Source organism: Roseisolibacter agri, from assembly GCF_030159095.1.
Classification (GTDB): domain Bacteria; phylum Gemmatimonadota; class Gemmatimonadetes; order Gemmatimonadales; family Gemmatimonadaceae; genus Roseisolibacter; species Roseisolibacter agri.
Genome location: NZ_BRXS01000005.1, coordinates 483,462 through 506,413 on the forward strand (window position 1 = coordinate 483,462; position 22,952 = coordinate 506,413).

A 22,952-nucleotide genomic window follows, 5' to 3' on the forward strand; every position below is an offset into this window, starting at 1 on the left:
GGCGGCCGGGCCGCCGGACAGTCCAACCGTCGGCGCGGACCGGACGCGCGAGGCGTCGGGTCGGGCCGGACGTCGTCGGCCGTCGCCCGGCGCCGCGTGCCGGACGTACGGACACGATGCGGGTGCGGCGGGCCCTGCGTGCCGCGGGCGACACTCGGAGCGCGGACGAAGCACGCGCGTTCCGGTCACCGAGTGGCGTGTGCGCGAGCGGGGCGAGCCGAGCGAGGAAGGCGTCGCACCCGACGCGGGGCCGGACCGCTGCGGTCCGCCCTGCCCGTGGCCCTACGAATGTGGGCAGTGGTCGGACGCCGCGCAACCCGCGCGCACCCCTCCGCGCGCGGTCGTGACGTCCGGGTCCCCGCCGGTGACGCTCTGCCAGTCGCGTGCCCGGCGCGCCCCGAGCCTCGCTAGCTTCCGCGCATGCCCCACACGTCGCACACCCTCGATCTCTCCGCCGCCGTCGCGGACGCGGTCGCGCGCTACGAGGCGCAGGCCGACGTCGTCGCGCTGCACACGCGGCTCGCCGAGCTGGCCGACGGCGCCGATGCCGACGCGCTGATCGCCGCCGCGGCGCCCTACGCCCAGATCCCCGAGGTGGCCGGCCCGCTCTACGAGCGCGTCGTCCAGCAGCGCCCGCACGACGCGCGCGCCCTCGTCGTCCTCGCCAACGCCTACTGGCTGCACGGCCGCGGCCCCGACGTCGTCGGCGAGCTGGCCACGCGCGCCATCGCCGCCGACCCCACCAACCGCGGCGCCTGGCACCTCTGGGCGCTCGCCGAGTCCGACCCGCGCCAGCGCACCGCGCGCTGGCACCAGGTCACCAAGCGCTTCCCGCAGGACTTCCTCGCCAAGGCGCTGCTGGCCGACAACGCCGCCTCGCTGGCCGGCGCGGAGCACGACGACGAGGCGCTCGTCCTCGCGATCGCGACCTACGAGGAGCTGCTCGCCAACACCGACGTGCCCGAGCAGCGCGGCGCGCTCGAGAACGCGCTCAAGACCCTTCGCGGCTGGAAGCTCTGATGTCTCCGGATCATTCGAACCATCCCGCGCCCGCCGCGCCGACGGCCGACGCCGAGGCGCCCGGCTCCCTCGAGGAGTTCCGCCGCTTCCGCGAGCGCATGAACGCCGAGATCCTCGGCGAGAACAACCTGGTGGTCAACCGCTTCTTCGCGCTCGACGGCCGCGCCTACGAGGCGGGCGCGCTCGACGTGAAGACGAAGGAGCTCCTCGGCCTCGTCGCGTCGCTCGTGCTGCGCTGCGACGACTGCATCACCTACCACGTGATCCGCTGCCGCGAGGAGGGCGTCACCCGCGCGGAGGCGTTCGAGGCGCTGTCGATCGGGCTGATCGTGGGCGGGTCGATCGTGATCCCGCACATGCGGCGCGCCGTCGACCGCTGGTCCGAGGTCGAACGGAAGTCCTGATCCCTCATACGCTCGGCGCTCCGCGCTCGGCGCTCACCGTCCTCGCGGGACGACGTGAGCGCCGAGCGCGGAGCGCCGAGTGCCGAGGAGGGTCAGTCGATCACTCGCCCTTCGGCTTCGCCTGCACCGGCGTGATGCTCGCCGGCTTCGCCACCGTGCTCGCGTCGCCGTCCGACACGTAGCGCCCGGTCGCGCCCTCCTTGTCGAGGCGGTTGAGCGTCAGCTCCAGGGCGTTCTTGAACATGATCTGCCGGTTGATGCTGTTCTTGTTCCAGTTCGGGTCGTACGGGCTCTCGTTCGGGTTGCCCGAGACCTCCAGCACGGCGTCGTAGCTGTAGCGGACCGTCTTCTTCGACTTCGGATCCGTCCACGACCCGGCCCACGCCAGCGGGCGGTTCTTCGGCCACATGCCGAGCGGCAGCGCGAAGGTGCGCACCTTGTAGCCCGGCACCGCGCTGTCGATCGCCATGTCGCCGCGCGCGATGAACTCCTGCACCTTCTCGCCCGCGCGGTCGAGGCGCGCGTGGTACAGGGTGTGGTTGCACAGCTCGTAGCCCTGCTTGTGCAGGAACTGCAGCTTCTGGTAGCGCCACTCCGTCTTCTGCCCCTCGATCCCCTTGTCGCCGAAGAACGAGCGGCCGACCTGCGCGGCGGGCAGCATGCAGAACACCGCCTTGCGCGGCCAGTCGGCGTGCTTGGCCGAGAAGTCCTCGAGGATGCCGACGGCGCTCGTCGGATCGATCGTCAGCTTCCCGTTGCGCTCGATGTAGCGGAACTGCGACGGCGACGCGTCGTCGAACACCAGCACGACGGGCGAGATGCCCTTCGGCAGCTGCTGGATCTTCTTGTCCAGCACGTCGGTCATGTTCACCGGGCGGTAGCCGCGCTTGTAGAGCTCCTCCAGGTCCTGCCGGAGCCGCTGCGGCGTGCGCGTGAACTCGTTGGTCTCCTGGGGCACGATCAGGTGGTACTCGAGCACGGGGATGCGCCCCAGCTCGTTCGGCGTGCGCGACGCGGCGCCGGGATCGTTCGCGGTCGTGGCGACCGTGCTCGCGCCCGCGGGCGACGGCGTGGCGGAGACCTCGCCGCCCTGCGCGGCGCTGTCGGTGGCCGGCGCGACGGCGGCGGCCGAGTCGGGCGTGCCGGCGGCGCGGGCGGTGCCCTCGGCGCCGGTGCAGGCGGAGAACGCGGCGACCGCGCTCAGCGCGAGCGCGGTCGGGAAGGGACGGTGGAGCGACATCGGGATGCGGCGGCGTGGAGGCTGGGAAGGGCGCGGGCGTCGCGCCGTCGTACAGTAGCAGGGCCATGCAAGGCGTGTGACGCCCCTCACGGCCGAGCCCGTTGCGGGGAAACACGGCTCCGTGCGCGCAGTATCACAGAGGGCCCCGGAGCCGGCCGCGGCCAGAGGCCGCCGACGCGGGGGTTGGCGTACGCTCTGCGTATCCCCGGCGCACTCCCCGCGCCCCTCTCCCGACCATCATGCCTTCCCGGCTCCACCAGCTCCGCGCCCGCCTGCGCCCCGATCCCCGCGTGCCCGCCCGCGTCTGGCTGCGCCGCCAGTGGGCCGGCCTGCTGGGCATGGCGCTGCTGCTGGCGGGCGTCGTCACGCTGGACGTGTGGCTGGCGACCTGCGGCTTCCAGTCCTGCCCCACCGGCGCCGAGATCCGCGGCTTCCGCCCCAGCGAGGGCGGGCGGATCGTCGACCGCCGCGGGCAGACGCTCGGCCGCGTGCGCGCGGTGCGCCGGCTCAACGTCCCGCTCTCGAAGGTGCCGCTGCACGTGCGGCAGGCGTTCGTCGCCACCGAGGACCGCCGCTTCTTCGACCACAACGGCGTCGACTGGCGCGGCGTCGTGCGCGCCACCGCGGTGAACGTGCGCGCGCTGGGCGTGCGCGAGGGGTTCAGCACGATCACGATGCAGCTCGCCCGCAACACGTTCGCGGTCGAGCGGCAGGGCGAGCGGTCGATGGCGCGCAAGCTCCTGGAGCTGCGGCTGTCGCGCCTCATCGAGCGGACGCTCACCAAGGAGCAGATCCTCGAGCTCTACCTGAACGTCATCTACCTCGGCAACGGCGTGTACGGCGTCGAGGGCGCGAGCCGCGACCTGTTCGGCCGCGGCATCGAGAAGGTGAGCGTGGCGCAGGCGGCGATGCTGGCCGCGCTGCCCAAGGGCCCCAGCGCGTACACGCCGCGCCGCCACCCGCAGCGCGCGATCACGCGCCGCAACCTCGTGCTCGCGCTGATGGCGCGCGAGGGCTACCTGCGTCCCGACCAGGCGCGCGCCGCGGTGGCCGAGCGGCTCGTGGTGCCGGCGAACGAGTGGCGGCCGGACGCGAAGGACGACAGCTACGCGCTGGACGCGGTGCGCGCGATCGTCGACTCGGTGCGCGAGGTGCTGGGCATCGAGTCCAACGACCTCACGGTCTACACGACGCTCGACGTCGAGGCGCAGCGCGCGGCGCAGCGCGCGGTGCAGCGCCGCGCCGACGCGATCGAGGGCGCGTCGAAGGCGCGGCAGGGCGTGGAGGGCGCGATGGTCGCGATCGACCCGCGCACCGGCGACGTGCGCGCGCTGGTGGGCGGGCGCCGCTACGAGCGCGGGAACTTCAACCGCGTGCTGCGCGCGCGGCGGCAGCCGGGATCGGCGTTCAAGCCGTTCGTGTACGCCGCCGCGCTGCAGGCCGGGATGTCGCCGGCCACCGAGGTCGACGACGTGCCCATCGAGGTCGCGATCGGCCGCACGGTGTGGGCGCCGCGCAACTTCGACGACGAGTACCTGGGCCACACGACGCTGCGCCGCGCGCTCACCAAGTCCGCCAACGCGGCCACGGTGCGCGTCAGCCGCTCGCTCGGCGAGGCGAAGGTGATCCAGACCGCGCGCCGCAACGGCATCACGAGCAAGCTCGATCCGAACCCGGCGATCGCGCTCGGCGCCGCGGAGGTGACGCCGCTGGAGCTGGTGAGCGCGTACGCGCCGTTCGCCAACGGCGGCTTCCGCGTCACGCCGCGGCTGGTGACGCGCATCGCGAGCGTGGACGGCGCGGTGCTGTGGACGAGCGAGCCGCAGCGCGCGCAGGCGATGGACGCGCGCGACGCCTTCCTCCTGACGTCGATGCTGAAGTCGGTGATCGAGGAGGGGACGGGGCGCGCGGTGCGCGACTACGGCGTGCGCGACGCGATGGCGGGGAAGACGGGCACCACGAACGGCGGCACGGACGTCTGGTTCGTGGGCTACACGCCGACGGTCGTCGCCGGCTTCTGGTTCGGCTACGACGAGCCGCGGTCGCTCGGCCGCGACGCGTCGGGCGGGCGGCTGGCGGCGCCGGCGTGGGCGGAGTTCTACGCCAACGGCTGGCGCGAGCGCGGCGGCGACTGGAAGCCGCCCGCGGGGCTCGTGCAGCGCCGCATCGACGCGACCAACGGGCTGCTGGCGAGCGAGTGGTGCCCGTGGACGCGCGACGAGTGGTTCCGCGCGGGCACCGAGCCCACGGACCACTGCCCCGAGCACCTCGCGCCCGCGGAGCCGGAGCCCGTGTGGCAGGAGCTGCCGCCGCAGATCGGCGAGAAGGTGGAGGAGGGCGCGAAGAAGGCCGGGAGCAAGCTGAAACGCGCGCTGGGGAAGATCTTCCGCTGGTAGCCGGGCCGCGAACTGCGGTTCTGGACGACGAACTGCATTTGCAAGGATGAAGTTCGGATGAGATCCGATAACGACGGATAGCTCCGGTGGAGGGCGGGGAACCTCGCGCCACTCGGAGCCATCCGTCGTTATCAGATCTTCTCGGACGTTCATCCTTGCTGCCGTTGCCGTTCGGGTCCGGCGCGCCGGACCTTTCTGCCATTTGGAGAGGATGCGGATGCTCCGGATGATGCTGATCCTTCGGATCGCTCCGCGTGGCGGCGACGTCCCATGCACCGCGCGGAGCGATCCGAACGATCCGTTCCGATCCGAAGCATCCGCATCCTCCCCAACGGGCCAACAGGTACGGCGCGACGACGCGTCCCGAGCGGCTGGACACGCAGCACGCGACACGCAGCGTTCTATCGCTTCCCCAGCGCCGCCGCCGGCAGCAGCATGAAGTCCTGCGTCAGCACCGCGCCCGCGTCCGCGCGGCCGGTCCAGGGCTCGCTGGCGGCCGTGCCGCGTCGCGCGCGCAGCTGGACGTCGGCGCCGGCGGGCAGGTCGCACACGCGGTAGTGGCCGCGTGCGTCGCTGCGCACCGTGCGGCGCTCCTTCCAGTCCGCGGGCCACTCGGCCAGCCGCCACTCGACGTCGATGGACGCGTCGGCGATGTCGCGCAGCGCGGGCGTGTCGCCGCGCTTCGCCGCGTGCCACGCGCGCACCACGCCCGCCACCAGCGGCGCCGTCGTGTCGGCCGACGCGCCGCAGTGCAGCCGCCGCAGCGTGGGGCCCGACGGGATGGCGGCCTCCACGCGCAGCTCGCGGCCCGGCTGCAGCGAGAGGATCTGCGTCCACGCGAGCCCCAGCGACGCCGCGCGCGGGACGTCCACGCGCACCAGGAAGTCGCCCGCGCGCGGCACCTCCAGATAGAACTCGCCCGCCGCGTTGACGAGCGCCTGGTACGGCGTCGAGAGGACGATGAGGCGCCCGTCGGCCATCGGACGCCCGCCGGCCGAGCTGTCGACGAGCGTGCCCGCGAGCACCGTGGCGCCGAGCGCGTCGCGTCGCGCGCCGGGCACGATCGCGCGGCCGCCGACCTCGGTCACTCCCACGACGGTGCTGATCTCGCGCTCGTCGCGCACCGCCGGCGCGTGCAGCGACGACGTCCCGCCGCGCACGTAGCTCACCGTGTCCTCGGTGGGCATCGAGATCATCCACCGGTCCACGAACCACGCGCCGTTCGGCAGGCGGCCGAACGCCACGCGCCCGCCCGCGCGCCCGGCGGGGACGTTCGCCGGGGGGTCCGTGTACTCGAACTCGAAGTCGCGCAGCTCGAACGACGCGGTGTCGATCCAGAGCGTGCCCCGCACGTCGGCGCGCTTCGCGCCGCGCCGCGGCACCGGCTCGATGGCGAGGCCGAGCTGCCCCGGGCGGCCGGTCGGCGGCGCGACGGCGCGCAGGCAGTGCGACTCGAGGAACGCGTCCGACAGCAGCACCTCGGCGTCCGGGGCGTAGTAGACGAGCGAGTCGCTGCCGGCCGCGGACATCGCCGGCTCGATGAAGCCGCGCGCGCCGAGGTCCGCCACGTCCATGCTGCGGAACTGCTGCAGCTCCGACGTCGCCACCGTCCACGTCTCGGTGCGCACGGTCTTGCGGTCCGGGGCGACGACGCGCGTGAAGCGCGCGAGCCGCAGGTCCGGCCGCTCGCGCGACTCGCCGAGCGCGGTGGTGGTGAGCGCCTTGCGCGCCTCGTCCCACAGGCGGGCGGCGATCTCGCCCTCCGCGGGGCGCACGCGGCACCGCTCGCGCGCCGTGACCTGCACGGCCGACAGCCGCAGCGCGGCGCCGAGCGTGAGCGTCACGTGCGTCGTGTCGCCCGCGCGCAGCGCCAGCGCGGCGGACGTCGCGCTCGTGCTGCCGACGCGCTCCGCGCGCACGGTGTACGTGCCGGGAGCGGGCGCGGCGAGCGTGAACCGCCCCGTGCTGTCGGTCAGCGCGCCGACGCGGCGCGAGGCGGCGGAGTCGAGCAGCACCACGACCGCGTTCGGCAGCGGCGCGCCGGCGACCGCGTCCACCACCCGGCCCGCGACCGCCTGCGCGCCCGCGCCCGAGGGGAGCGCGAGCGCGGTGGCGGCGAGGGCGAGAGGGCGGCGAGGGAAGGGCATGCGTGTGGGCTCCGGCGGGCGACGTGCCCTCCGACCGCGAAGCTGGCCCCGGCGCCGGAGGACGTCAACCGGCGCTGGCGGCGCCGCCCGCCGATCCTCCGGCGGCGAACGGGCCGGCCGCGAGCTCCACGGGCGGCACCACCGCGAGGAGCGCGTCGTGGGCCACGCGGTAGTGCAGGGGCGCTCGCAGGCGCGCGAGCTCGCCGTCCATCGCCACGCGGCCCCACGGCCGGCGCATGCGCAGCTCGCAGGCGTCCACCAGCGACACGTCGAGCGCGGGGTCGTTCGCGACGTCATCCAGCCCGCCGGCGGCCATGCGCGCGACCAGCGCGATCACGCCCCAGCGCGAGGCCGTGTTCACGATCATCAGCTGCAGCGCGCGGCGGCCCGTCGGCGAGCGCCCACCGACGGCCGGCGGGGACAGCGAGCGCTCGCCGACCGCCACGAACACGAGCGGGCTGCGGAGCTGCCGCTCCGCGTCGCCCGGGCGGTCGCCCTCGCGCACGACGACCGTGAACGCGTGCAGGCGGAGCCAGGTCCAGATCGTCGCCAGCAGCGTCGCCAGGCGGTAGCCGAGGTGCCACGCCTCGATCCGCTCGCGCGTGCGGACGAACTGCACGTAGGCGCCCGCGCTGCTGGTGTTGAGGAACAGCTCCCCATTCAGCGTCGCGGCGTCCACCGGGCGCACGGTGCCGCGGACCGCGCATTCCAGGCAGGCGGCCGCGTCGTCGGTGGGCAGCCCGAGGTCGCGCGCGAAGTGGTTGAGCGTCCCGCCGGGCAGCACGGCGAGCGCGGTGTCGGTGCCGGCGAGCGCGCGCGCGGCCAGCGTCACGGTCCCGTCGCCGCCCGCGACGACCACCCGCGGCGTCCCTCGCGCCACCTCGGCGCGCAGCGCGTCGGGGAGCTGCAGCGGCGCGACCTCGCGCAGCGCGAAGCGCGGATCCTTCGCGATCGCCTCGCGCGCCGTCGGCGCGCTGCCGGCGGTCGGGTTGACGAAGGCGGGGATGGGATCGCCGGTCGGCATGCCAGCGCCCGAATGCACGAATCGGGCGTGCGCCTCGCCCCGTTCCGCCTCTACTGCTCGCTCGCCGTCAGCCAGCGCTGCACCGCCGGCGGCTCGTAGGCGGCCAGGCGCTCGAGCAGCCGCTCCGCGTCGTCGTCCACCACCAGCATCTGCCGGTGCGCGGGGCGCAGGAAGCCCTGCTCGACCATGTGGTCGACGAACGCCAGCAGCGGCGCGAAGTAGCCGTCGACGTTCAGCAGCGCGACCGGCTTGCCGTGGATGCCGAGGAGCGCCCACGTCCAGACCTCGAACAGCTCCTCCAGCGTGCCGACGCCGCCCGGCAGCGCGACGAACGCGGCCGAGCGCTCCGCCATCAGCGCCTTGCGCTCGTGCATGGAGTCGACGACGAGCAGCTCGCTGAGCCCCGTGTGGCCGACCTCGCGCTCCCACAGCCCGCGCGGGATGACGCCGGTGACGCGGCCTCCGTCCTCGAGCGCCGCGTCGGCGAGGGCGCCCATCAGCCCGCGCCGCGCGCCGCCGTAGACGAGGGCGACGCCGTGGCGCGCCAGCCGCGCGCCGAAGTCGCGCGCCGCGTCCATGAGGCGCTCGTCGACGCCGGGGCTGGAGCCGCAGAAGACGCAGACGCTGGCGAGGGAACGTGGAGTCGCGGAGTTGGCGTCGGGCATGGTGGCAACCTAAGGGCGGAGGACGGAACGGCGGAGGACGATACGGCGGATGACGGTGAAGCGTGAGACGGTGGGGCGGACCCTTCAGGCTTGAAGCTGCAAGCTCGGAGGTCCGCCTTTTCGTTTCACGCCCTTCCGTCCTCCGCTTCTCCGTCTTCCGCCGTATCGTCCTCCGCTCTCCGGGTTAGTTTGGCGCGTGCCCGACACCAACGCCCCGCCCCCCGCGGCCACTGCGTACGCGCGCCGCCTCGGCCTCTTCTCCGCGACGATGCTCGTCGTCGGCGGGATCATCGGCTCCGGCATCTTCCTCAACCCCGCGGTCGTGGCGCGGCGCGCCGGCAGCGCGGCGCTCACGCTCGGCGTCTGGGGGATCGGCGCGGTGGTCGCGCTGCTGGGTGCCGCGATCTTCGCGGAGCTGGGGCGGCGGCGCCCGCAGGCCGGCGGCGGCTACGCGTACCTGCGCGACGCCTTCGGGCCGCTCCCCGCCTTCCTCTATGGATGGGCGCTGCTGCTCGTGATCTCGTCGGGCGCGATCGCGGCGGTGGCGATGACGTTCGCGGGCTACGCGTCCGCGCTCGTCGGCGCGCCGCCCGAGGCGCAGCGGCCGATCGCGCTGGGTGCCGTGGCGCTGCTGACGCTCGTGAACGTGGTGGGCGTGGCGCCGGGCGCGGTGACGCAGAACGTCTTCACCATCCTCAAGCTCGCGGCGCTCGGCGTGCTGCTGGCGGCGGGGCTGTTCGCGCCGGTGGGCGCGCCGCTCACGGCGTCGGTCGACGCGGCGCTCGTGCCGCCCTCGGATGCGGTCGGGCTGCTGCGCGCGGTGGGGACGGCGCTGGTGCCCGTGCTGTTCGCCTTCGGCGGCTGGCAGCAGACCAACTTCGTGGCCGAGGAGCTGGAGGCGCCGGAGCGCACGCTCCCGCGCGCGCTGGCGCTGGGCGTGGCGATCGTGGTCGCCGTCTACCTGCTGGCGAACGTGGCGTACCTGCGTGCGCTCGGCGTCGCGGGGCTGGCGGCGAGCAGCGCGCCCGCGGCGGACACGATCGCGCGCGTCGCGGGCCCGGCGGGCCGCACGCTGGTCGCGGCGGGCATCGCGGCGTCGACGTTCGGCTTCCTCGACCTCGTGATCCTGGTGTCGCCGCGCGTCTACCAGGCGATGGCGCGCGACGGGCTGTTCTTCGGCGCGTTCGCGCGGCTGCACCCGCGCTTCCGCACGCCGGTGGCGGCGATCGTCGCGCAGGGCGCGTGGGCGTCCGCGCTGCTGCTGGTGGGCAGCTACGGCCAGCTGCTCGACTACGTGACCTTCGCGGACTGGATCTTCTTCGGCCTCACGGCGGCGTCGCTGGTGGTGCTGCGCCGGCGCGACGCGGCGACCGGCGCACCCGACACGGGCTTCCGCGCGCCGTTCCATCCGTGGAGCGTGGTCGCGTTCTGCGTCGCGGCCGCGTACGTGGTGCTCGGGTCGGTGCTGTCGGATCCGGGGAACGCGGTGCGCGGCGCGCTGATCCTCGCGCTTGGCGTGCCGGCGTTCCTCTTCTGGCGCCGCCGCGGGCTCCGAGCTACGAACGGCATTACAAGGATGAAAGTCTGAGAAGATCCGATGACGACGGATGGCTCCGCGTGGTCGCGAGGGATCTCGCACTCCAGCGGAGCCATCCGTCGTTATCAGACGTTATCCGATCTTCATCCTTGCAAATGCAGTTCGCGGTTCGGGTCCGGTGCGCTGGATTCCTTTGCCTATTGGGGAGGACGCGGATGCTTCGGATGCGACGGATTCGGCGGATCGCTCCGTGTGGCGGCGACGTCCCGTGCGCTCCGATGAGCTATCCGAAGCATCCGACTGATCCGGAGCATCCGTATCCTCCCCAATGGGCAATGGCTCCAGCGCGACGAAGCACGATCCCGAGCCTGCAGCCACCTACCCCAGCACGCCCGGGAAGCCGAGCGGCGACGCCTGATAGCCCGGGAAGAGGCGGTCGAGCCGCTGCGCGCCGAGGTGCTTCTGCGCGACCTCCGCGAACACGCTGCGGAAGTCCGTCGTGAGCGCGAGGTCGCGCCCCTCGTACAGCAGCTCCGGCGCGAGGCCCGGCCACCGGCCGTGCACCTTCCCGCCGCGCACGCCGCCGCCGATCACGAACATGCTGCCCGCGTGCCCGTGGTCCGTGCCGCCCGTGCCGTTCTGCCGCACCGTGCGGCCGAACTCCGACATCGTGAGGATGACCACGTCCTCCATGCGGTCACCGAGGTCCGTCACGAACGCCGCGATCGAGCGCGCGAAGTCGCCCAGCCGGTTCGCGAGCTGCCCCGTCGCCGCGCCCTGGTTCACGTGCGTGTCCCACCCGCCGACGTCCGCGAACGCCACCTCCAGCCCGACGCCGGCGCGGATCAGCTGCGCGATCTGCTTCAGCCGCTGCCCGAACTGCGACGGCGGATACTGCGCGCCGTTCGAGGGCGCGTACCGCTGCGGGTCGGCCGCGCGCATCACCTTCATCGCCTCGAACATCTCCGCGCCCGCGCCGTGCACGAGGTCCGCGGAGCCCGTCGTGTAGAGCGCCTCCAGCCGCCGCTCGTCGTCCGCGCCCGACGCGCGGATCGTGAACTCGGCCAGCGAGTTCATCGCCACCGTCGGCGCCGGGCCGTCGAGCACGCGCGGCGTCTGCGCCGTCATCGCCACGGCGCGGAAGGGCGAATGCGACGCGCCGTGCGCGCAGCCGCTCTCGCACGTGCCCTGCAGCGCGAGGTAGCGGTTGAGCCACCCGTCGCGGGTCCCCTTCACGTCGGGCGTGCCCGTCTCCATGTAGTCCTGCGCGTCGAAGTGCGAGCGCGTCGCGCTCGGGCTCCCGACGGCGTGGATGGGCGCCAGCAGCCCGCGGTCCCACAGCGGCTTGAGCGGCGCCAGCGCCGGATGCAGCGCGTAGAAGCCGTCGAGGTCGAGCGCGCCGTTCGCGCGGCCCGGCTCGGGCACCGCGATGTTCGGACGCAGCGCGTAGTACGACCGGTCGCCGAACGGCACGACGACATTGAGCGCGTCGGCGGCGCCGCGCTGGAAGAGGCACACCAGCGTCTTCCCCTTGCCGGCCAGGCGCGCGGCGCCGTCGGTCAGCTCCTGGGCGAACGCGGTGCGGCGGAGGAAGCTGGGGCTCAGCCCCATCGTCACGAGCGCGAGCGCGCCCGACTTCACGAAGGCTCGGCGTTGCATCGGAATCTCCGGTGAGTCGGTCAGCGGCGCTGGAACTCGGGCGCGCCGAGCGCGAGGCCGACGAGCTGCGCGAAGGGGTCGAGGCGCGGCAGCTGTCCGAACGCGCCGGCCGGCGCGCGGTTCGGGCGCGCGGTCTCGCGGCCGGCCTGCGCGTTCGCCGCGTTGGTGCTGTTGGTGGCGTTCATCGCGCGCGCGCGGCGGCCGGACGTGCGCGCAGCGCGCGTCCCGTCGATCATCGTCGGCGTCTCCATCTCGGGCGCCTCGTCGGCACCGCGCGTGGTGTCCGCGGCCGCACGCGCGAGCATCGGGTTGGTGCCGCTCGCGAGCACCGCGCGCGTCTCCTTCGACGCCTCGCCGCCCAGCAGCGCCGCGATCACGCCGTCGAGCTGCGCGTCCTTCGGCGCCGCGCGCAGCGTGGCGGTCTGCGGCCAGTCGGCCAGGCGCGCGCCGGGGAGCCGGTTCGCCGCGACCGCGAGCCCGAAGTTGATGCGGTTGAGGATCGCGCCCGTGTTCATCCACTCCCGTCCCGTCTCGGGCCAGCCATCGGGCGCCTGATGGCCGAAGATCGGCTGCCCCAGCCGCGCGATGAGCTGCGCGGTGCGCGGCGTCGTGTCCGGCTGCGCGCCGAGCGCGCGCGCGGCGCTCACGACCAGCTCGAACGGCGACTTCACCTTCGCGCGGTACGCGGCGCGCGAGAAGAACTCCGGGCTCTGCACGATGGTCTCGAGCGTGGCGCGGATGTCGCCGTCGGTGCGCCGGAACGTCTCGGCCGCGCGCGCGACGAGCGCCGGCGGCGGCGAGTCGCTCACGAAGCGCACCGCCAGCTTGCGCGCGATGAAGCGCGCCGTGCTCGGATGCCGCGCCACGAGGTCGAGCACCTGCTCGCCGTCCTCGATGCCGCGGCCCGCCGGGAAGGGCTGGCCCAGGATCGTCTTCTCGCCGGCGTCGTGCACCTGCGGGCGGAAGACGAAGCCGCCGCCCTGCGCGGGCGCCTGCAGCGACCAGCCCGTGAGCGCGCGCGCGACCTCGATCACGTCCTGCTGCGTGTAGCCGCCGTCGACGCCGAGGGTGTGCAGCTCCAGCAGCTCGCGCGCGTAGTTCTCGTTCAGCCCGCGCGGCCGGCGCGCCATGAGCTGCTCCAGGCGCTGCGCCGCCTCGGGATTGCGCTCCGCGAGGCGCGCGCGCTGGCGCGCGTTGAGCGGCTGCGGACGGCGGCCCGCGGTCGGGCGCGTGCTGTCGGCGACGCTCTGGAAGTTGTCGAGGTACTGCAGCATCGCCGGGCTCTTCGCGACCGCGCCGAGCAGCTCGCGGAAGCTCCCCAGCGCGTGCGCGCGCAGCGTCGCCTCGTACTGGGGCAGATGGTACCGCACGCGGTCCTTGCCCGCGAAGATGCTGAAGTGGTTGGCCCAGAAGTCGACCATCACCTCCTGCAGCTGCCGCTCGCTGGCCACCGCGCGCGCCACGCGCGCCGTCTGCAGCTCGCCGACGAAGCGGTACGACTCGCGGCCCAGCTGCCGCGCGCGCAGCGAGTCCTCGCGCGTGAACGCGGGCGCGCCGGTGTCGCCGGCCATGCGCGCGGCGCGCGCGCGCTGCGCCAGCACCTGCGCCGGCGGCGGGAAGTCGCGCAGCAGCTCGGCGCCGGGGCGGCCCAGCGTCGTGAAGCGCGCGAGCGTCGCCGTCATCGCCGCGTCGTCGATGCGCTCGGGATGGAGCTGGAGCGCGATCCAGCGGTCCACGCCCATCGCGCGGACGCGCGCCTCGTCGCCGGGCCGCGCGCCGAAGCCGAGCCGGCCGAGGGCGTGGCGCACCTGCTGGTCGGCGGTGAGCTCGCGCCCCTCGTCGGCGGCACGGGCCGTCGCAGCGGCCGGCCGGCGCGCCTGGGCGGCCGCGAGGGCGGGGAGGCCGGCGGTCGCGGCCAGCATCGCGACGGCGGGGAGGGCGCGGCGGGCGGCGCGCCGCATGGAGCGGAGGGTCGGTTCGGTCGGCACGGTGGCGGCTCTGGCTGGATTCGACCGGGAGAGACGCGCCGCGATGGCGCTCGTTAAGGCGGAGGACGGAACGGCGGAGCACGATACGGCGGAGGACGATGGGGCGTGAAACGGAAAGGGCGGACCCTTCGCGCTCGATGCTCCGAGCCGAGAGGTCCGCTGTTTCGTTTCACGCCATTCCGTCTTCCGCCGTTCCGTCCTCCGCCTCACCGTTCCAGCGCCGTCCCGTTCACGAGGAGCGCATCGATCTCCGCCACCGGCAGCGGCCGCGCGAACAGGAACCCCTGCGCGTAGTCGCAGCCCAGCGCCTGGAGGTGCGTGCGCTGCGCGTCGTCCTCCACGCCCTCGGCGATGCAGCGCAGCGCCAGCGTGTCGCCGAGCGCGATGATCGTGCGGGCCAGCGCGGCGTCGCTGCCGCCGCGACTCAGGCCGTCGACGAAGCTCTTGTCGATCTTCAGGATGTCGATCGGGAAGCGCTGCAGGTAGCTGAGCGACGAGTAGCCGGTTCCGAAGTCGTCGATCGCGAGCCGGATGCCGAGCGCCTTCAGCGCGTGCAGCGTGACGAGGTTCGCCTCCGTCTGCTGCATGATCACCGTCTCGGTGATCTCGAGCACGAGCGACGCCGGATCGAGGCCGCTCTCCGCGAGCGCCGCGGCGACGTCCTCCACCAGCCCGGGCGCCTGCAGCTGCCGGCCCGACAGGTTCACCGTCAGCGTCAGCGGCGGCACGCCGCGGCCGCGGGGCCGGCTGCGCGCCCAGCGCGCGCCCTCGCGGCAGGCCTCGCGCAGCACCCACGCGCCCAGGGGCACGATCAGCCCCGACGTCTCCGCGATCGGGATGAACGTCGCCGGCGAGAGCGCGCCGCGCACCGGATGCGTCCAGCGCACCAGCGCCTCGACGCCCACCACCGCGCCGTCGGTCAGCCGCACGATCGGCTGGAAGCGCACCGCGAACTGGTCGCGCGACGGCTCGGCCAGCGCGCGCCGCAGGTCGGCCTCCAGCGCCAGCCGGTCCACGATCGCGGCGTGCATCTCGGGCGCGAACACCTCCGTGCGCCCCTTGCCGCCGTGCTTCGCGCGGTACATCGCGACGTCCGCGTTGCGCAGCAGCTCCTCGGGGCCGTCCTCGGGGCGCGCGCGCGCCAGGCCGATGCTCGCGCCCACCTGCAGCTCGCTCCCCTCGAGCGCCAGCGGCGCGCCCAGCGCCTGCATCACGCGCTCGGCCACCGTGATCGCGTCGTCCTCGTCGCGCGTGTTCTCCAGCAGCACCGCGAACTCGTCGCCGCCCAGCCGCGCCACCGTGTCGCAGCCGCGCGTCGCGTTCAGCAGCCGGTCGGCCACCACGCGCAGCAGCTGGTCGCCCGCCGCGTGGCCGAGCGAGTCGTTGACCGTCTTGAAGTCGTCGAGGTCGAGGAAGAGCACCGCGACGTGGTCGCGCCGGCGGCCCTGGCGCGCCAGCGCGTGCCCCACGCGGTCGCGGAAGAGCGCGCGGTTGGCGAGCCCGGTGAGCGGATCGTGGAACGCCTGGTGGGCGAGCTGCGCCTGCAGCGCCGCGCGCTCCGTCACGTCGCGCACGTTGACGACGATGCCGCCCACGGCCGGATCGTCGAGCAGGTTGGTCGCCAGGCACTCCATCGTGCGCCACTCGCCGGCGGTGGTCGAGAGCCGCGCCACGATCGGCCCGAACGTGCCGCGCGACTGCAGCGCCATCGCCAGCGCGCGCTCCGTCGCCTCGACGTCGTCCGGGTGCACGTGCTCGCTCATCGACGTGCCGAGCAGCGGCTCCGTGGGATGGCCGAGCGTGCGCTCCATCGAGGGGCTGATGTAGCGGATCGTGCCGGTGCCGTCGAGCACCGCGATGATGTCCGACGAGTGCTGGACGAGCGAGCGGAAGCGCGCCTCGGTCGCCAGCACCGCCTCACGCGCGCCGCGCTCGCGCTGCAGCCGCACCAGCTCGCGCGTCGCCACCCACTGCCGCACGAGCACGAGGGCAGTCACCGTCACCGCGGCGACCAGCACGCCGCCCACGCGCGTGCCCCAGGCGCTGCCGGCGCTCGCGAGCAGGCAGGCGTAGAGCGTCGCCACGCTGGCGTAGGGCAGCAGCCCGAGGCTCCCCTCGTCGCCGGCGGCGGGCGCGGGGCGCGCCTCGTCGGTCGCGCGGTCGCGCACGCGCACGCCGCCGGCCGCCAGCCCGAACCCCGCCGTGAGCCAGAGCAGGTCCGAGAGCCCGCCGGCCGCGTAGCCACCGGTCGTCATCTCCCAGCCGAACGCGAGGTCGCCGCCGAAGCGCGCCACCAGCCCTGCCGCCACCCAGCGCAGCGACCGGCGCGTCGAGGCGTCCGGACGCTGCATGAGCGCGACGCACGCCGCGAACAGCAGCGCGAGGTCGCCGACCGGGTAGGCCGCGTTCACCAGCACTTCCAGCGGCGCGCTGCGGCCGGCGGCGAGCGTCGGCCAGAGCACGAAGTACCAGACCGCCGCGGCGCCGCTCAGCACCACGATGCCGGTGTCCAGCCAGAAGCGCACGCGCGCGTCGCGCGCCTTGGAGGCGGCCGGGAAGGCGAGCACGCCCGCGAGGATGCACGGGAAGAACATCAGCTGCACCGCGTCGGCCGCCGACACCGCCGGGCGGCCGAGGATCTCCCACACGATGCCGGCGGCCCACCAGATCGCGGTCGCCGCCGCGATCCATCGCCACCCGCGCTGCAGCGGCGTGCCGGCGGCCCCGCGCGCGGCGCGCACGATCAACACGCCGAGGACGAGCCCCAGCGGCAGCAGCGCCACGCCGACCACGCGCGCGCCCGCCGCGTGGTCCAGCCCCGGCGCGAGGCGCGACAGCCAGAGCGCCGCCAGCAGCAGGCCCGCGCCGTTCGTGACGCGCGCGTCCCAGACGCCGGACGGCGCCGCCGGCGTCGCCGGGGGCGCCGGGGGTGCGGACGGACCGCGAGTGGGAGAGCTGGACGACATCGGGAAGAGCGACGGGAGGCGGCGCAGCCGCGAACGGGACGGGAGCGGCCGCTCCCGTCCACCACTGGTGTCGGCCGCGCGTCCGCGCGCCTTCACCCCTGATCGACGATCGGGGCGACGCGCGGGTGACCGTCGAACGCATGACGAAACCGTGACTACCGCGCCCCGCGCGGTGCCGTTTTCTTCCGCCCGTGCCCTCGCGTTCTCCCCACGTCTGGTCGCCGGTCCGCCGCGCCGCCTTCCTCGCCTCCGCGGCCGCGCTGGGGGTGCTGGCCGGCTTCGGCGTGCGCGACGGGATGCCGATGACGGTGCTCGGCGGGGCGGGGCTGCGGCTGCGCGGCCTCCCCGAGTTCGTGACGCCCGACCGTGGGGTCGGGCCGACGGCGATCCTCGGCGCGCTGCACGCGGGGCTCGTGTCGTACGCGTGGGGGCTGCTCGCGGCGTGGATGGCGTGGCGGCTGCGCGGGTGGCGCGGCGTGCTCGCGGTGGCGGCGCTGGCCGCGGCGATCGTCGTGGTGGACGCGCGGCTGCCGGCCCTGCTGCAGCTGGCCGCGGGCGCGCCGTCGCCCGGGCAGCGCCTGCTCGCCGTCGCGATGCTCGCCGTCGCCGCCGTGCTGGGGACGCACCTCGCCGCGCCGCGCGCACGTGCGGTGTCCGACGTCGGCGTGTCGGACGCACGCTTCGCGCGCCGCGCGGACGATCGGGTGGCCGACGATCATGCCGTCGCCGCCGATCTCACGTCGGAGGACGTCCGCGACGACGTCCGCGACGACGTCCGCGACACCGGCACGCACCCGCGCCCGTAGGGGCGCGAGGAGACGCGGGCGTGGGACGCGCGCCACGTGGTGCGGCGCGCGCGCCACGCTTTCCGCGGTCGCGGTGCGCGCGCCACGACCGTCCGCGCGCGGGGCGCCGCGTGACGCGCGCGGGGCACATCACGTCCATCTCGTGACGTGCAGCACAGAACGCGACGACCGGTCGCGATTACGCGCGCGCGGCGCGTGACCGTCCTCGGCACTCGCGGGTCATTACGGAAAGGAAGTGTTTCGCGCGGCGACGCCACGGCGACGCGACGTGGAACACGAGCCGGACACGGGTCGGCCACGCGCGCGTCACGCGACTTTCCCTCGCGCAGGGCGTCGCGGAACGTTCGGGCAGAGCCGGTGTCGAGTGAGCAGGGCCCGGTCGATGGGCACCACGCGCCGCGGTGTTCCGACGCGGTGGCGCGCATCTGGCTCGTAGGATCGGACACGGCACTTCCGCCGCCCGAGGCGAGCCGCAATCACACCCCCCGACGAGACAGGGAGGGACCATGGACATCCTCGTGTTGCTCGAGGACGGCCCCGAGCGCGCGCCACCCGGCGGGCTCGGAGTCGCGCACGAACCCGGTGACAGGACCGGGCCGCTGGCGCACGTGAACTCGGTGGCCCCCGCGACGCCGTTCGAAGGCGCGCCGCGCGAGGTCGTCACGCTCTACGGCACCCCCGACGCGGAGGCGCTCGCCTACGCGCTCGCGGCGGCGGTCGAGGGGCAGCGCGCCGGTGGCGAACATGTCGGCACGATCCGCCACCTGGGCGTGTGGGCCGAGCGTGGGGCGGTGGGCGACGCGGCGTGGCGCGACCAGCGCACCGGACAGCTGCTGACCGAGGATCTGGAGATCCCGGCCGCGCGGCTCCGCGAGACCTCCACGCGCCTGCTCGGCGAGACCGGCGCGCTGATCCGCTCGATGATCGCCGGGCTGCTGATGCCCGACTGGCCCGAGGGCGTGCGGCGCGCGATCAACTTCTCCTTTACCCCGTCCGGCACCGCTCCCGCGTTCGCGGGCACGGCGTTCGCCGGCGCGGCGGCGGGCATGGGCGCGGACGCGCTCCTCGACTCGCTCCGCGAGGCCGACGGCAACCTGTTCGAAGGGGACTGAGACACGAATCCACTTTCGTCCGCAATCAGGGCGCAGTCTGCAGGACCCTGGAAGGCCGCGGTTCCGGTGCATGCCGGACCGCGGCCTTTTCGCGCGCGCCAGGGAAGGATCAATCGGAGGACGGAACGGCGGAGAACGGAACGGCGGAGGACGATGAAGCGTGAAACGGAGCGGCGGACCCTCTGAGCTTGAAGCATCGAGCTGACAGGTCCGCCTGATCGTTTGACGCCCTTCCGTCCTCCGCGTCTCCGTTCTCCGCGGTTCCGTCCTCCGCCGTTCGATTGCTGGCTGGCTGATGCATTCCCCGTCGCCGATGTCTGGCGGCGCCCACTTGCGGCGCCCCGCGCCCGTGCGGATGCTCCACTCAGGCTCCACGCAGGTGCGGCGCGGGCGCGGTTGGGGGCGACGGCGGCGGGTCCGGACGGGATCCGGCACGCCGTCGCCCCTCACCCGCCCGGCGCCGCTCAACGCCCCGGGAGGGCGCGCCGCGACGCACGGGACCACGCGTCCCCTCGCTCGCCCGCGCCGCGCCCGTCCGGCGGCTCACGTCACTCTCCGGGGAGAACGGGCGATGAGAGAGTACGGCAGCAGGGAGATCCGCAACGTGGCGGTAGTCGGCCACGGGGCCAGCGGCAAGACGAGCCTCGTGGACGCGATGGTGTTCGCCGCCGGTGCGAGCAAGCGGCACGGCGCGGTGAAGGACGGCACCGCGCTCACCGACTTCACCCCCGAGGAGGCGGAGCGCGGCTTCTCCATCACCCTCGGCTGCGCCTACGCCGAGTGGGAGGGGTGCAAGATCAACCTGCTCGACACGCCGGGCTACCTCGACTTCCAGGGCGACGCGATCGCGGGTCTTGCCGCGGCCGACGGCGCCCTCGTCGTCGTCGGGGCGACGACCGGCGTGGAGGTCGGCACCGAGAAGATGTTCCGCGAAGCCCTGCGCCGCGCCGACCCGGTGCTCTTCGTCGTCACCATGATGGACAAGGAGCACGCCGACTTCGACGCGATCTACCGCCAGATCAAGTCGCGCCTCACGAGCAAGGTCGTCCCCGTCGAGGTGCCGCTCGGCGAGGGCGCGGCCTTCAAGGGCGTGATGAACCTCTTCACCAAGAAGGCCTACGTCTACAAGGCGGGCACGAAGAGCGGCGAGTACGAGGAGACCGACATCCCCGCCGAGGCGCAGCCGCGCTTCGACCAGTACCGCGAGGAGCTGATCGAGGCCATCAGCGCCACCGACGACGCGCTGCTGGAGCGCTACCTCGAGGGCGCCGAGATCGGGCGCGACGAGGCGATCGCCGGGATGAAGGAGGCGATGAAGCGCGAGGACATCTTCCCGCTCTTCTGCGTCTCCAGCGACAGCATGATCGGCGTGCGCGCGCTGCTGACCGAGATCGCGCAGCTCATGCCCTCCGCGTGGGAGATGGAGGAGCTGCACGCGTTCACGGGCGCCGAGGGCAATCAGACCGTCGAGATCCACGCCGACGACGACAAGCCGTTCGCGGCGCTGGTGTTCAAGACGCACGCGGAGCCCCACGTCGGCGACGTGTCGTACTTCCGCATCCTGCAGGGGAGCGTCGTGAACGGGCAGGAGGTGTTCAACGCGACGCGCGACGTCGTCGAGAAGCTGAACCACCTCTCCATCCCGTGCGGCCGCGAGCGCGTCGAGGTGAACCGCCTGCACGCGGGCGACATCGGCTGCGTGGCCAAGCTGCGCAACACGCACACGAACGACACGCTCTCCACGCGCGAGCATCCGGTCCGCCTGCCGCAGATCCGCTTCCCCGAGCCGCTGGTGCACTTCGCGGTGCACGCGCAGAGCCGCGACGCCGAGGAGAAGATGCAGAGCGGGCTGCACCGGCTGCACGACGAGGACCCGACGTTCACCGTGCAGTACGTGCCGGAGACGCACGAGACGGTGGTCGCCGGGATGGGCGAGCGGCACCTCGAGATCGCGCTCGCGCGGCTGCGCCGGAAGTACGGCGTCGGCGGCGACCTCACGAAGCCCAAGATCGCCTACCGCGAGACGATCACCGCCAGCGAGAAGGGGCAGGGCCGCCACAAGAAGCAGACGGGCGGCAAGGGCCAGTTCGGCGACTGCTGGATCAAGATGTCGCCGCTCCCGCGCGGCGAGGGCTACCTGTTCGCCGACGAGATCGTGGGCGGCGCGATCCCGTCCAAGTTCATCCCCGCGGTCGACAAGGGGATCCAGGAAGCGGCGGTGCGCGGCGTGCTCGCGGGCTGCCCGCTCGTCGACTTCCGCGTCGAGCTGTACGACGGCTCGTACCACTCGGTCGACTCGAGCGAGCAGGCGTTCAAGATGGCCGGCATCCTCGGCTTCCGCGCGGTGGCGTCGAAGTGCCGCCCGGTGCTGCTGGAGCCGCTCGACCTGATCGAGGTCACGACGCCCGACGCCTACCTGGGCGACGTGATGGGCGACCTCTCCGGGCGCCGCGGGCAGATCCTCGGCACCGACTCGGCCGAGGACGGCCACGGGACGACGGTGCGCGCCGTGGTGCCGCAGGCCGAGCTGCACCTGTACGCGACGAACCTCTCGTCGCTGACGCACGGCCACGCGACGTACGCGCGGCGCTTCCACGGCTACGAGCAGGTGCCCGGCGAGGTGGCGACGAAGGTGATCGCCGAGCACGCGAAGGAGCGCGAGGAGGCGATGGCGGAGGTGTAGCCTCCGGCGCAGCTGTGAACGACCGGTTCGCTCCGCCGGCGGCGCCTTGCGCGGCCGTCCGGCGGAGCGCACATCGGAGCATGCGCCCGACCATCGCCGCTCTCGTCACCGCCCTCCTCGCCGCGCCGGTCGCGGCGCAGGAGGGCGGCGTCGTCTCCGGCCGCGTGACGGCCGCCCTCGACTCCACCGCCGTCGTGGGGGCGGAGGTGCTGGTGCCCGCGCTCGCGCGCAGCGTGCGCACCGACAGCGCGGGCGGCTTCCGGCTCGTCGGGCTCCCCGCGGGCACGCACCGGCTGGTGGTCCGGCGCCTCGGCTTCCTGCCGTCGGGGCTCGACGTCGCGCTGGCCGCGGGCGACTCCGCGCGGCGCGACGTGGCGCTCCGCGGGCTGCCGCAGCGGCTGCCCGGCGTCGCCGTCGTGGACCGCGTGACGCTGCGCCGCCTGGAGCGCTTCGAGGAGCGGCGCGCGATGGGGCAGGGCCACTTCCTCGGCCCCGAGGAGATGGAGCGCGAGCAGCATCTCCCGTTCAGCGCGCTGCTGCGGAAGCGCATCCCGGGCTTCCGGCTGATCCTCAGCCCGCGCACCGGCCGCGCGTACGCGGCGGCGTCGCGCGGCCCCGCCACCGGCGACCTCCCGCCCGCGGACCCGTTCGATCCGCGCAGCCCGCGCGCCTGCTGGGCGCAGATCTACGTGGACGGCGTGCGGGTGTACTCGCACGCGCCCAACACGCCGGCGATGCCGGCGCCGGAGCTCGACTCGTTCACCACACGCGACATCATCGCGATCGAGGCGTACACGGCCGCCAATGTCCCGCCGGAGTACGGCGGGCCGACGGCGCGCTGCGGGACGCTGGTGCTCTGGACGGGCGCGCGCTGAGCGACCGGGATGGCGCCGTGATGCGTGACCCGTTGGCCTCTTGGAGAGGATACGGATGCTCCGGATGATTCGGATCATTCGGATCGCTCCTCGCGGCGCATGGGACGTCGCACAGCGAGGAGCGATCCGGCGCATCCGCCCGATCCGAAGCATCCGCATCCCCCAGAGGGCACGGGTGTCCGGCGCGCCGGGCCCGAACGGGAACTGCAGCAAGGATGAAAGTCCGAGAAGATCGGATGACCGCCGATGCTCCGCGTGGCGGCGACCACCGTCGCCCAACGCGGAGCATCCGTCGTTGTCAGATCCTATCCGATCTTCATCCTTGCAAATGCCGTTGCCATGCTACGGCCCGCGCGCTGCTCGTCGGCCTGCGACGTCGGCGTGGCCGGGCATCGGCCGCGCCGAACGGAACGACGCTCTGACGGGTGAC

15 protein-coding genes are annotated in these 22,952 nt (G+C 74.1%); 8 read left to right on the forward strand and 7 right to left on the reverse strand.

Going from position 1 to position 22,952, the window contains the following annotated elements:
- Positions 1–420: 420 nt before the first annotated feature.
- Both rosag_RS17660 and rosag_RS17665 read left to right on the forward strand, forming a co-directional pair.
- Positions 421–1,020 (forward strand): tetratricopeptide repeat protein, encoded by a 600-nt coding sequence (locus rosag_RS17660; RefSeq protein WP_284351488.1) that lies wholly within the window; start codon positions 421–423, stop codon positions 1,018–1,020.
- A 98-nt stretch (positions 1,021–1,118) separates the two neighbouring features.
- Positions 1,119–1,424, forward strand: coding sequence for a carboxymuconolactone decarboxylase family protein (locus tag rosag_RS17665; RefSeq protein ID WP_345784852.1), 306 nt, complete (start codon positions 1,119–1,121; stop codon positions 1,422–1,424).
- A 100-nt stretch (positions 1,425–1,524) separates the two neighbouring features.
- Here rosag_RS17665 and rosag_RS17670 read toward each other — a convergent pair whose 3' ends face one another.
- Positions 1,525–2,664: a polysaccharide deacetylase family protein gene (locus rosag_RS17670; protein WP_284351490.1), complete on the reverse strand. Its 1,140-nt coding sequence runs from the start codon at positions 2,662–2,664 to the stop codon at positions 1,525–1,527.
- A gap of 239 nt (positions 2,665–2,903) precedes the next feature.
- On the opposite strand from rosag_RS17670, the gene rosag_RS17675 reads away from it, so the two are divergent.
- Positions 2,904–5,060: a transglycosylase domain-containing protein gene (locus rosag_RS17675; RefSeq protein WP_284351491.1), complete on the forward strand. Its 2,157-nt coding sequence runs from the start codon at positions 2,904–2,906 to the stop codon at positions 5,058–5,060.
- Between the two features lie 401 nt (positions 5,061–5,461).
- On the opposite strand, the gene rosag_RS17680 is transcribed toward rosag_RS17675, so the two are convergent.
- The 3 genes from rosag_RS17680 to rosag_RS17690 all read right to left on the reverse strand — a co-directional run bounded on the left by rosag_RS17680 (position 5,462) and on the right by rosag_RS17690 (position 8,896).
- Positions 5,462–7,207 (reverse strand): carboxypeptidase-like regulatory domain-containing protein, encoded by a 1,746-nt coding sequence (locus rosag_RS17680; protein WP_284351492.1) that lies wholly within the window; start codon positions 7,205–7,207, stop codon positions 5,462–5,464.
- Positions 7,208–7,271: 64 nt separating this feature from the next.
- The gene (locus rosag_RS17685; RefSeq protein ID WP_284351493.1) at positions 7,272–8,231 is read right to left on the reverse strand and encodes a diacylglycerol/lipid kinase family protein; all 960 of its coding nucleotides are present in this window, start codon (positions 8,229–8,231) and stop codon (positions 7,272–7,274) included.
- 50 nt (positions 8,232–8,281) lie between these two features.
- Positions 8,282–8,896, reverse strand: a complete 615-nt coding sequence (locus rosag_RS17690) for an LOG family protein (protein ID WP_284351494.1) — start codon at positions 8,894–8,896, stop codon at positions 8,282–8,284.
- A gap of 196 nt (positions 8,897–9,092) precedes the next feature.
- On the opposite strand from rosag_RS17690, the gene rosag_RS17695 reads away from it, so the two are divergent.
- On the forward strand, positions 9,093–10,484 hold the full coding sequence (locus rosag_RS17695; protein WP_284351495.1) for an APC family permease: 1,392 nt from the start codon (positions 9,093–9,095) through the stop codon (positions 10,482–10,484).
- A 327-nt stretch (positions 10,485–10,811) separates the two neighbouring features.
- Here rosag_RS17695 and rosag_RS17700 read toward each other — a convergent pair whose 3' ends face one another.
- The 3 genes from rosag_RS17700 to rosag_RS17710 all read right to left on the reverse strand — a co-directional run bounded on the left by rosag_RS17700 (position 10,812) and on the right by rosag_RS17710 (position 17,046).
- Positions 10,812–12,092, reverse strand: coding sequence for a DUF1501 domain-containing protein (locus tag rosag_RS17700; protein WP_284351496.1), 1,281 nt, complete (start codon positions 12,090–12,092; stop codon positions 10,812–10,814).
- Between the two features lie 20 nt (positions 12,093–12,112).
- A complete protein-coding gene (locus rosag_RS17705; RefSeq protein ID WP_284351497.1) occupies positions 12,113–14,080 on the reverse strand; it encodes a DUF1800 domain-containing protein in 1,968 nt (655 codons plus the stop codon).
- A 206-nt stretch (positions 14,081–14,286) separates the two neighbouring features.
- A complete protein-coding gene (locus rosag_RS17710) occupies positions 14,287–17,046 on the reverse strand; it encodes a putative bifunctional diguanylate cyclase/phosphodiesterase (protein ID WP_284351498.1) in 2,760 nt (919 codons plus the stop codon).
- 191 nt (positions 17,047–17,237) lie between these two features.
- On the opposite strand from rosag_RS17710, the gene rosag_RS17715 reads away from it, so the two are divergent.
- The 4 genes from rosag_RS17715 to rosag_RS17730 all read left to right on the forward strand — a co-directional run bounded on the left by rosag_RS17715 (position 17,238) and on the right by rosag_RS17730 (position 22,522).
- Positions 17,238–17,852, forward strand: a complete 615-nt coding sequence (locus rosag_RS17715; RefSeq protein ID WP_284351499.1) for a hypothetical protein — start codon at positions 17,238–17,240, stop codon at positions 17,850–17,852.
- Positions 17,853–18,358: 506 nt separating this feature from the next.
- Entirely contained in the window at positions 18,359–18,964 is a 606-nt protein-coding gene (locus rosag_RS17720; protein WP_284351500.1) for a hypothetical protein, read from the forward strand.
- Between the two features lie 571 nt (positions 18,965–19,535).
- Positions 19,536–21,647 (forward strand): elongation factor G, encoded by a 2,112-nt coding sequence (gene fusA / locus rosag_RS17725; protein ID WP_284351501.1) that lies wholly within the window; start codon positions 19,536–19,538, stop codon positions 21,645–21,647.
- Between the two features lie 80 nt (positions 21,648–21,727).
- The gene (locus rosag_RS17730) at positions 21,728–22,522 is read left to right on the forward strand and encodes a carboxypeptidase-like regulatory domain-containing protein (RefSeq protein ID WP_284351502.1); all 795 of its coding nucleotides are present in this window, start codon (positions 21,728–21,730) and stop codon (positions 22,520–22,522) included.
- Positions 22,523–22,952: the final 430 nt, after the last annotated feature.

Bases quoted from the DNA above. Each gene is read 5' to 3' on its own strand.
- rosag_RS17660 (WP_284351488.1), top strand. From the start codon at position 421: ATGCCCCACACGTCGCACACCCTCGATCTCTCCGCCGCCGTCGCGGAC.
- rosag_RS17665 (WP_345784852.1), top strand. From the start codon at position 1,119: ATGAACGCCGAGATCCTCGGCGAGAACAACCTGGTGGTCAACCGCTTC.
- rosag_RS17670 (WP_284351490.1), bottom strand. From the start codon at position 2,664: ATGTCGCTCCACCGTCCCTTCCCGACCGCGCTCGCGCTGAGCGCGGTC.
- rosag_RS17675 (WP_284351491.1), top strand. From the start codon at position 2,904: ATGCCTTCCCGGCTCCACCAGCTCCGCGCCCGCCTGCGCCCCGATCCC.
- rosag_RS17680 (WP_284351492.1), bottom strand. From the start codon at position 7,207: ATGCCCTTCCCTCGCCGCCCTCTCGCCCTCGCCGCCACCGCGCTCGCG.
- rosag_RS17685 (WP_284351493.1), bottom strand. From the start codon at position 8,231: ATGCCGACCGGCGATCCCATCCCCGCCTTCGTCAACCCGACCGCCGGC.
- rosag_RS17690 (WP_284351494.1), bottom strand. From the start codon at position 8,896: ATGCCCGACGCCAACTCCGCGACTCCACGTTCCCTCGCCAGCGTCTGC.
- rosag_RS17700 (WP_284351496.1), bottom strand. From the start codon at position 12,092: ATGCAACGCCGAGCCTTCGTGAAGTCGGGCGCGCTCGCGCTCGTGACG.
- rosag_RS17710 (WP_284351498.1), bottom strand. From the start codon at position 17,046: ATGTCGTCCAGCTCTCCCACTCGCGGTCCGTCCGCACCCCCGGCGCCC.
- rosag_RS17720 (WP_284351500.1), top strand. From the start codon at position 18,359: ATGGACATCCTCGTGTTGCTCGAGGACGGCCCCGAGCGCGCGCCACCC.
- fusA (WP_284351501.1), top strand. From the start codon at position 19,536: ATGAGAGAGTACGGCAGCAGGGAGATCCGCAACGTGGCGGTAGTCGGC.
- rosag_RS17730 (WP_284351502.1), top strand. From the start codon at position 21,728: ATGCGCCCGACCATCGCCGCTCTCGTCACCGCCCTCCTCGCCGCGCCG.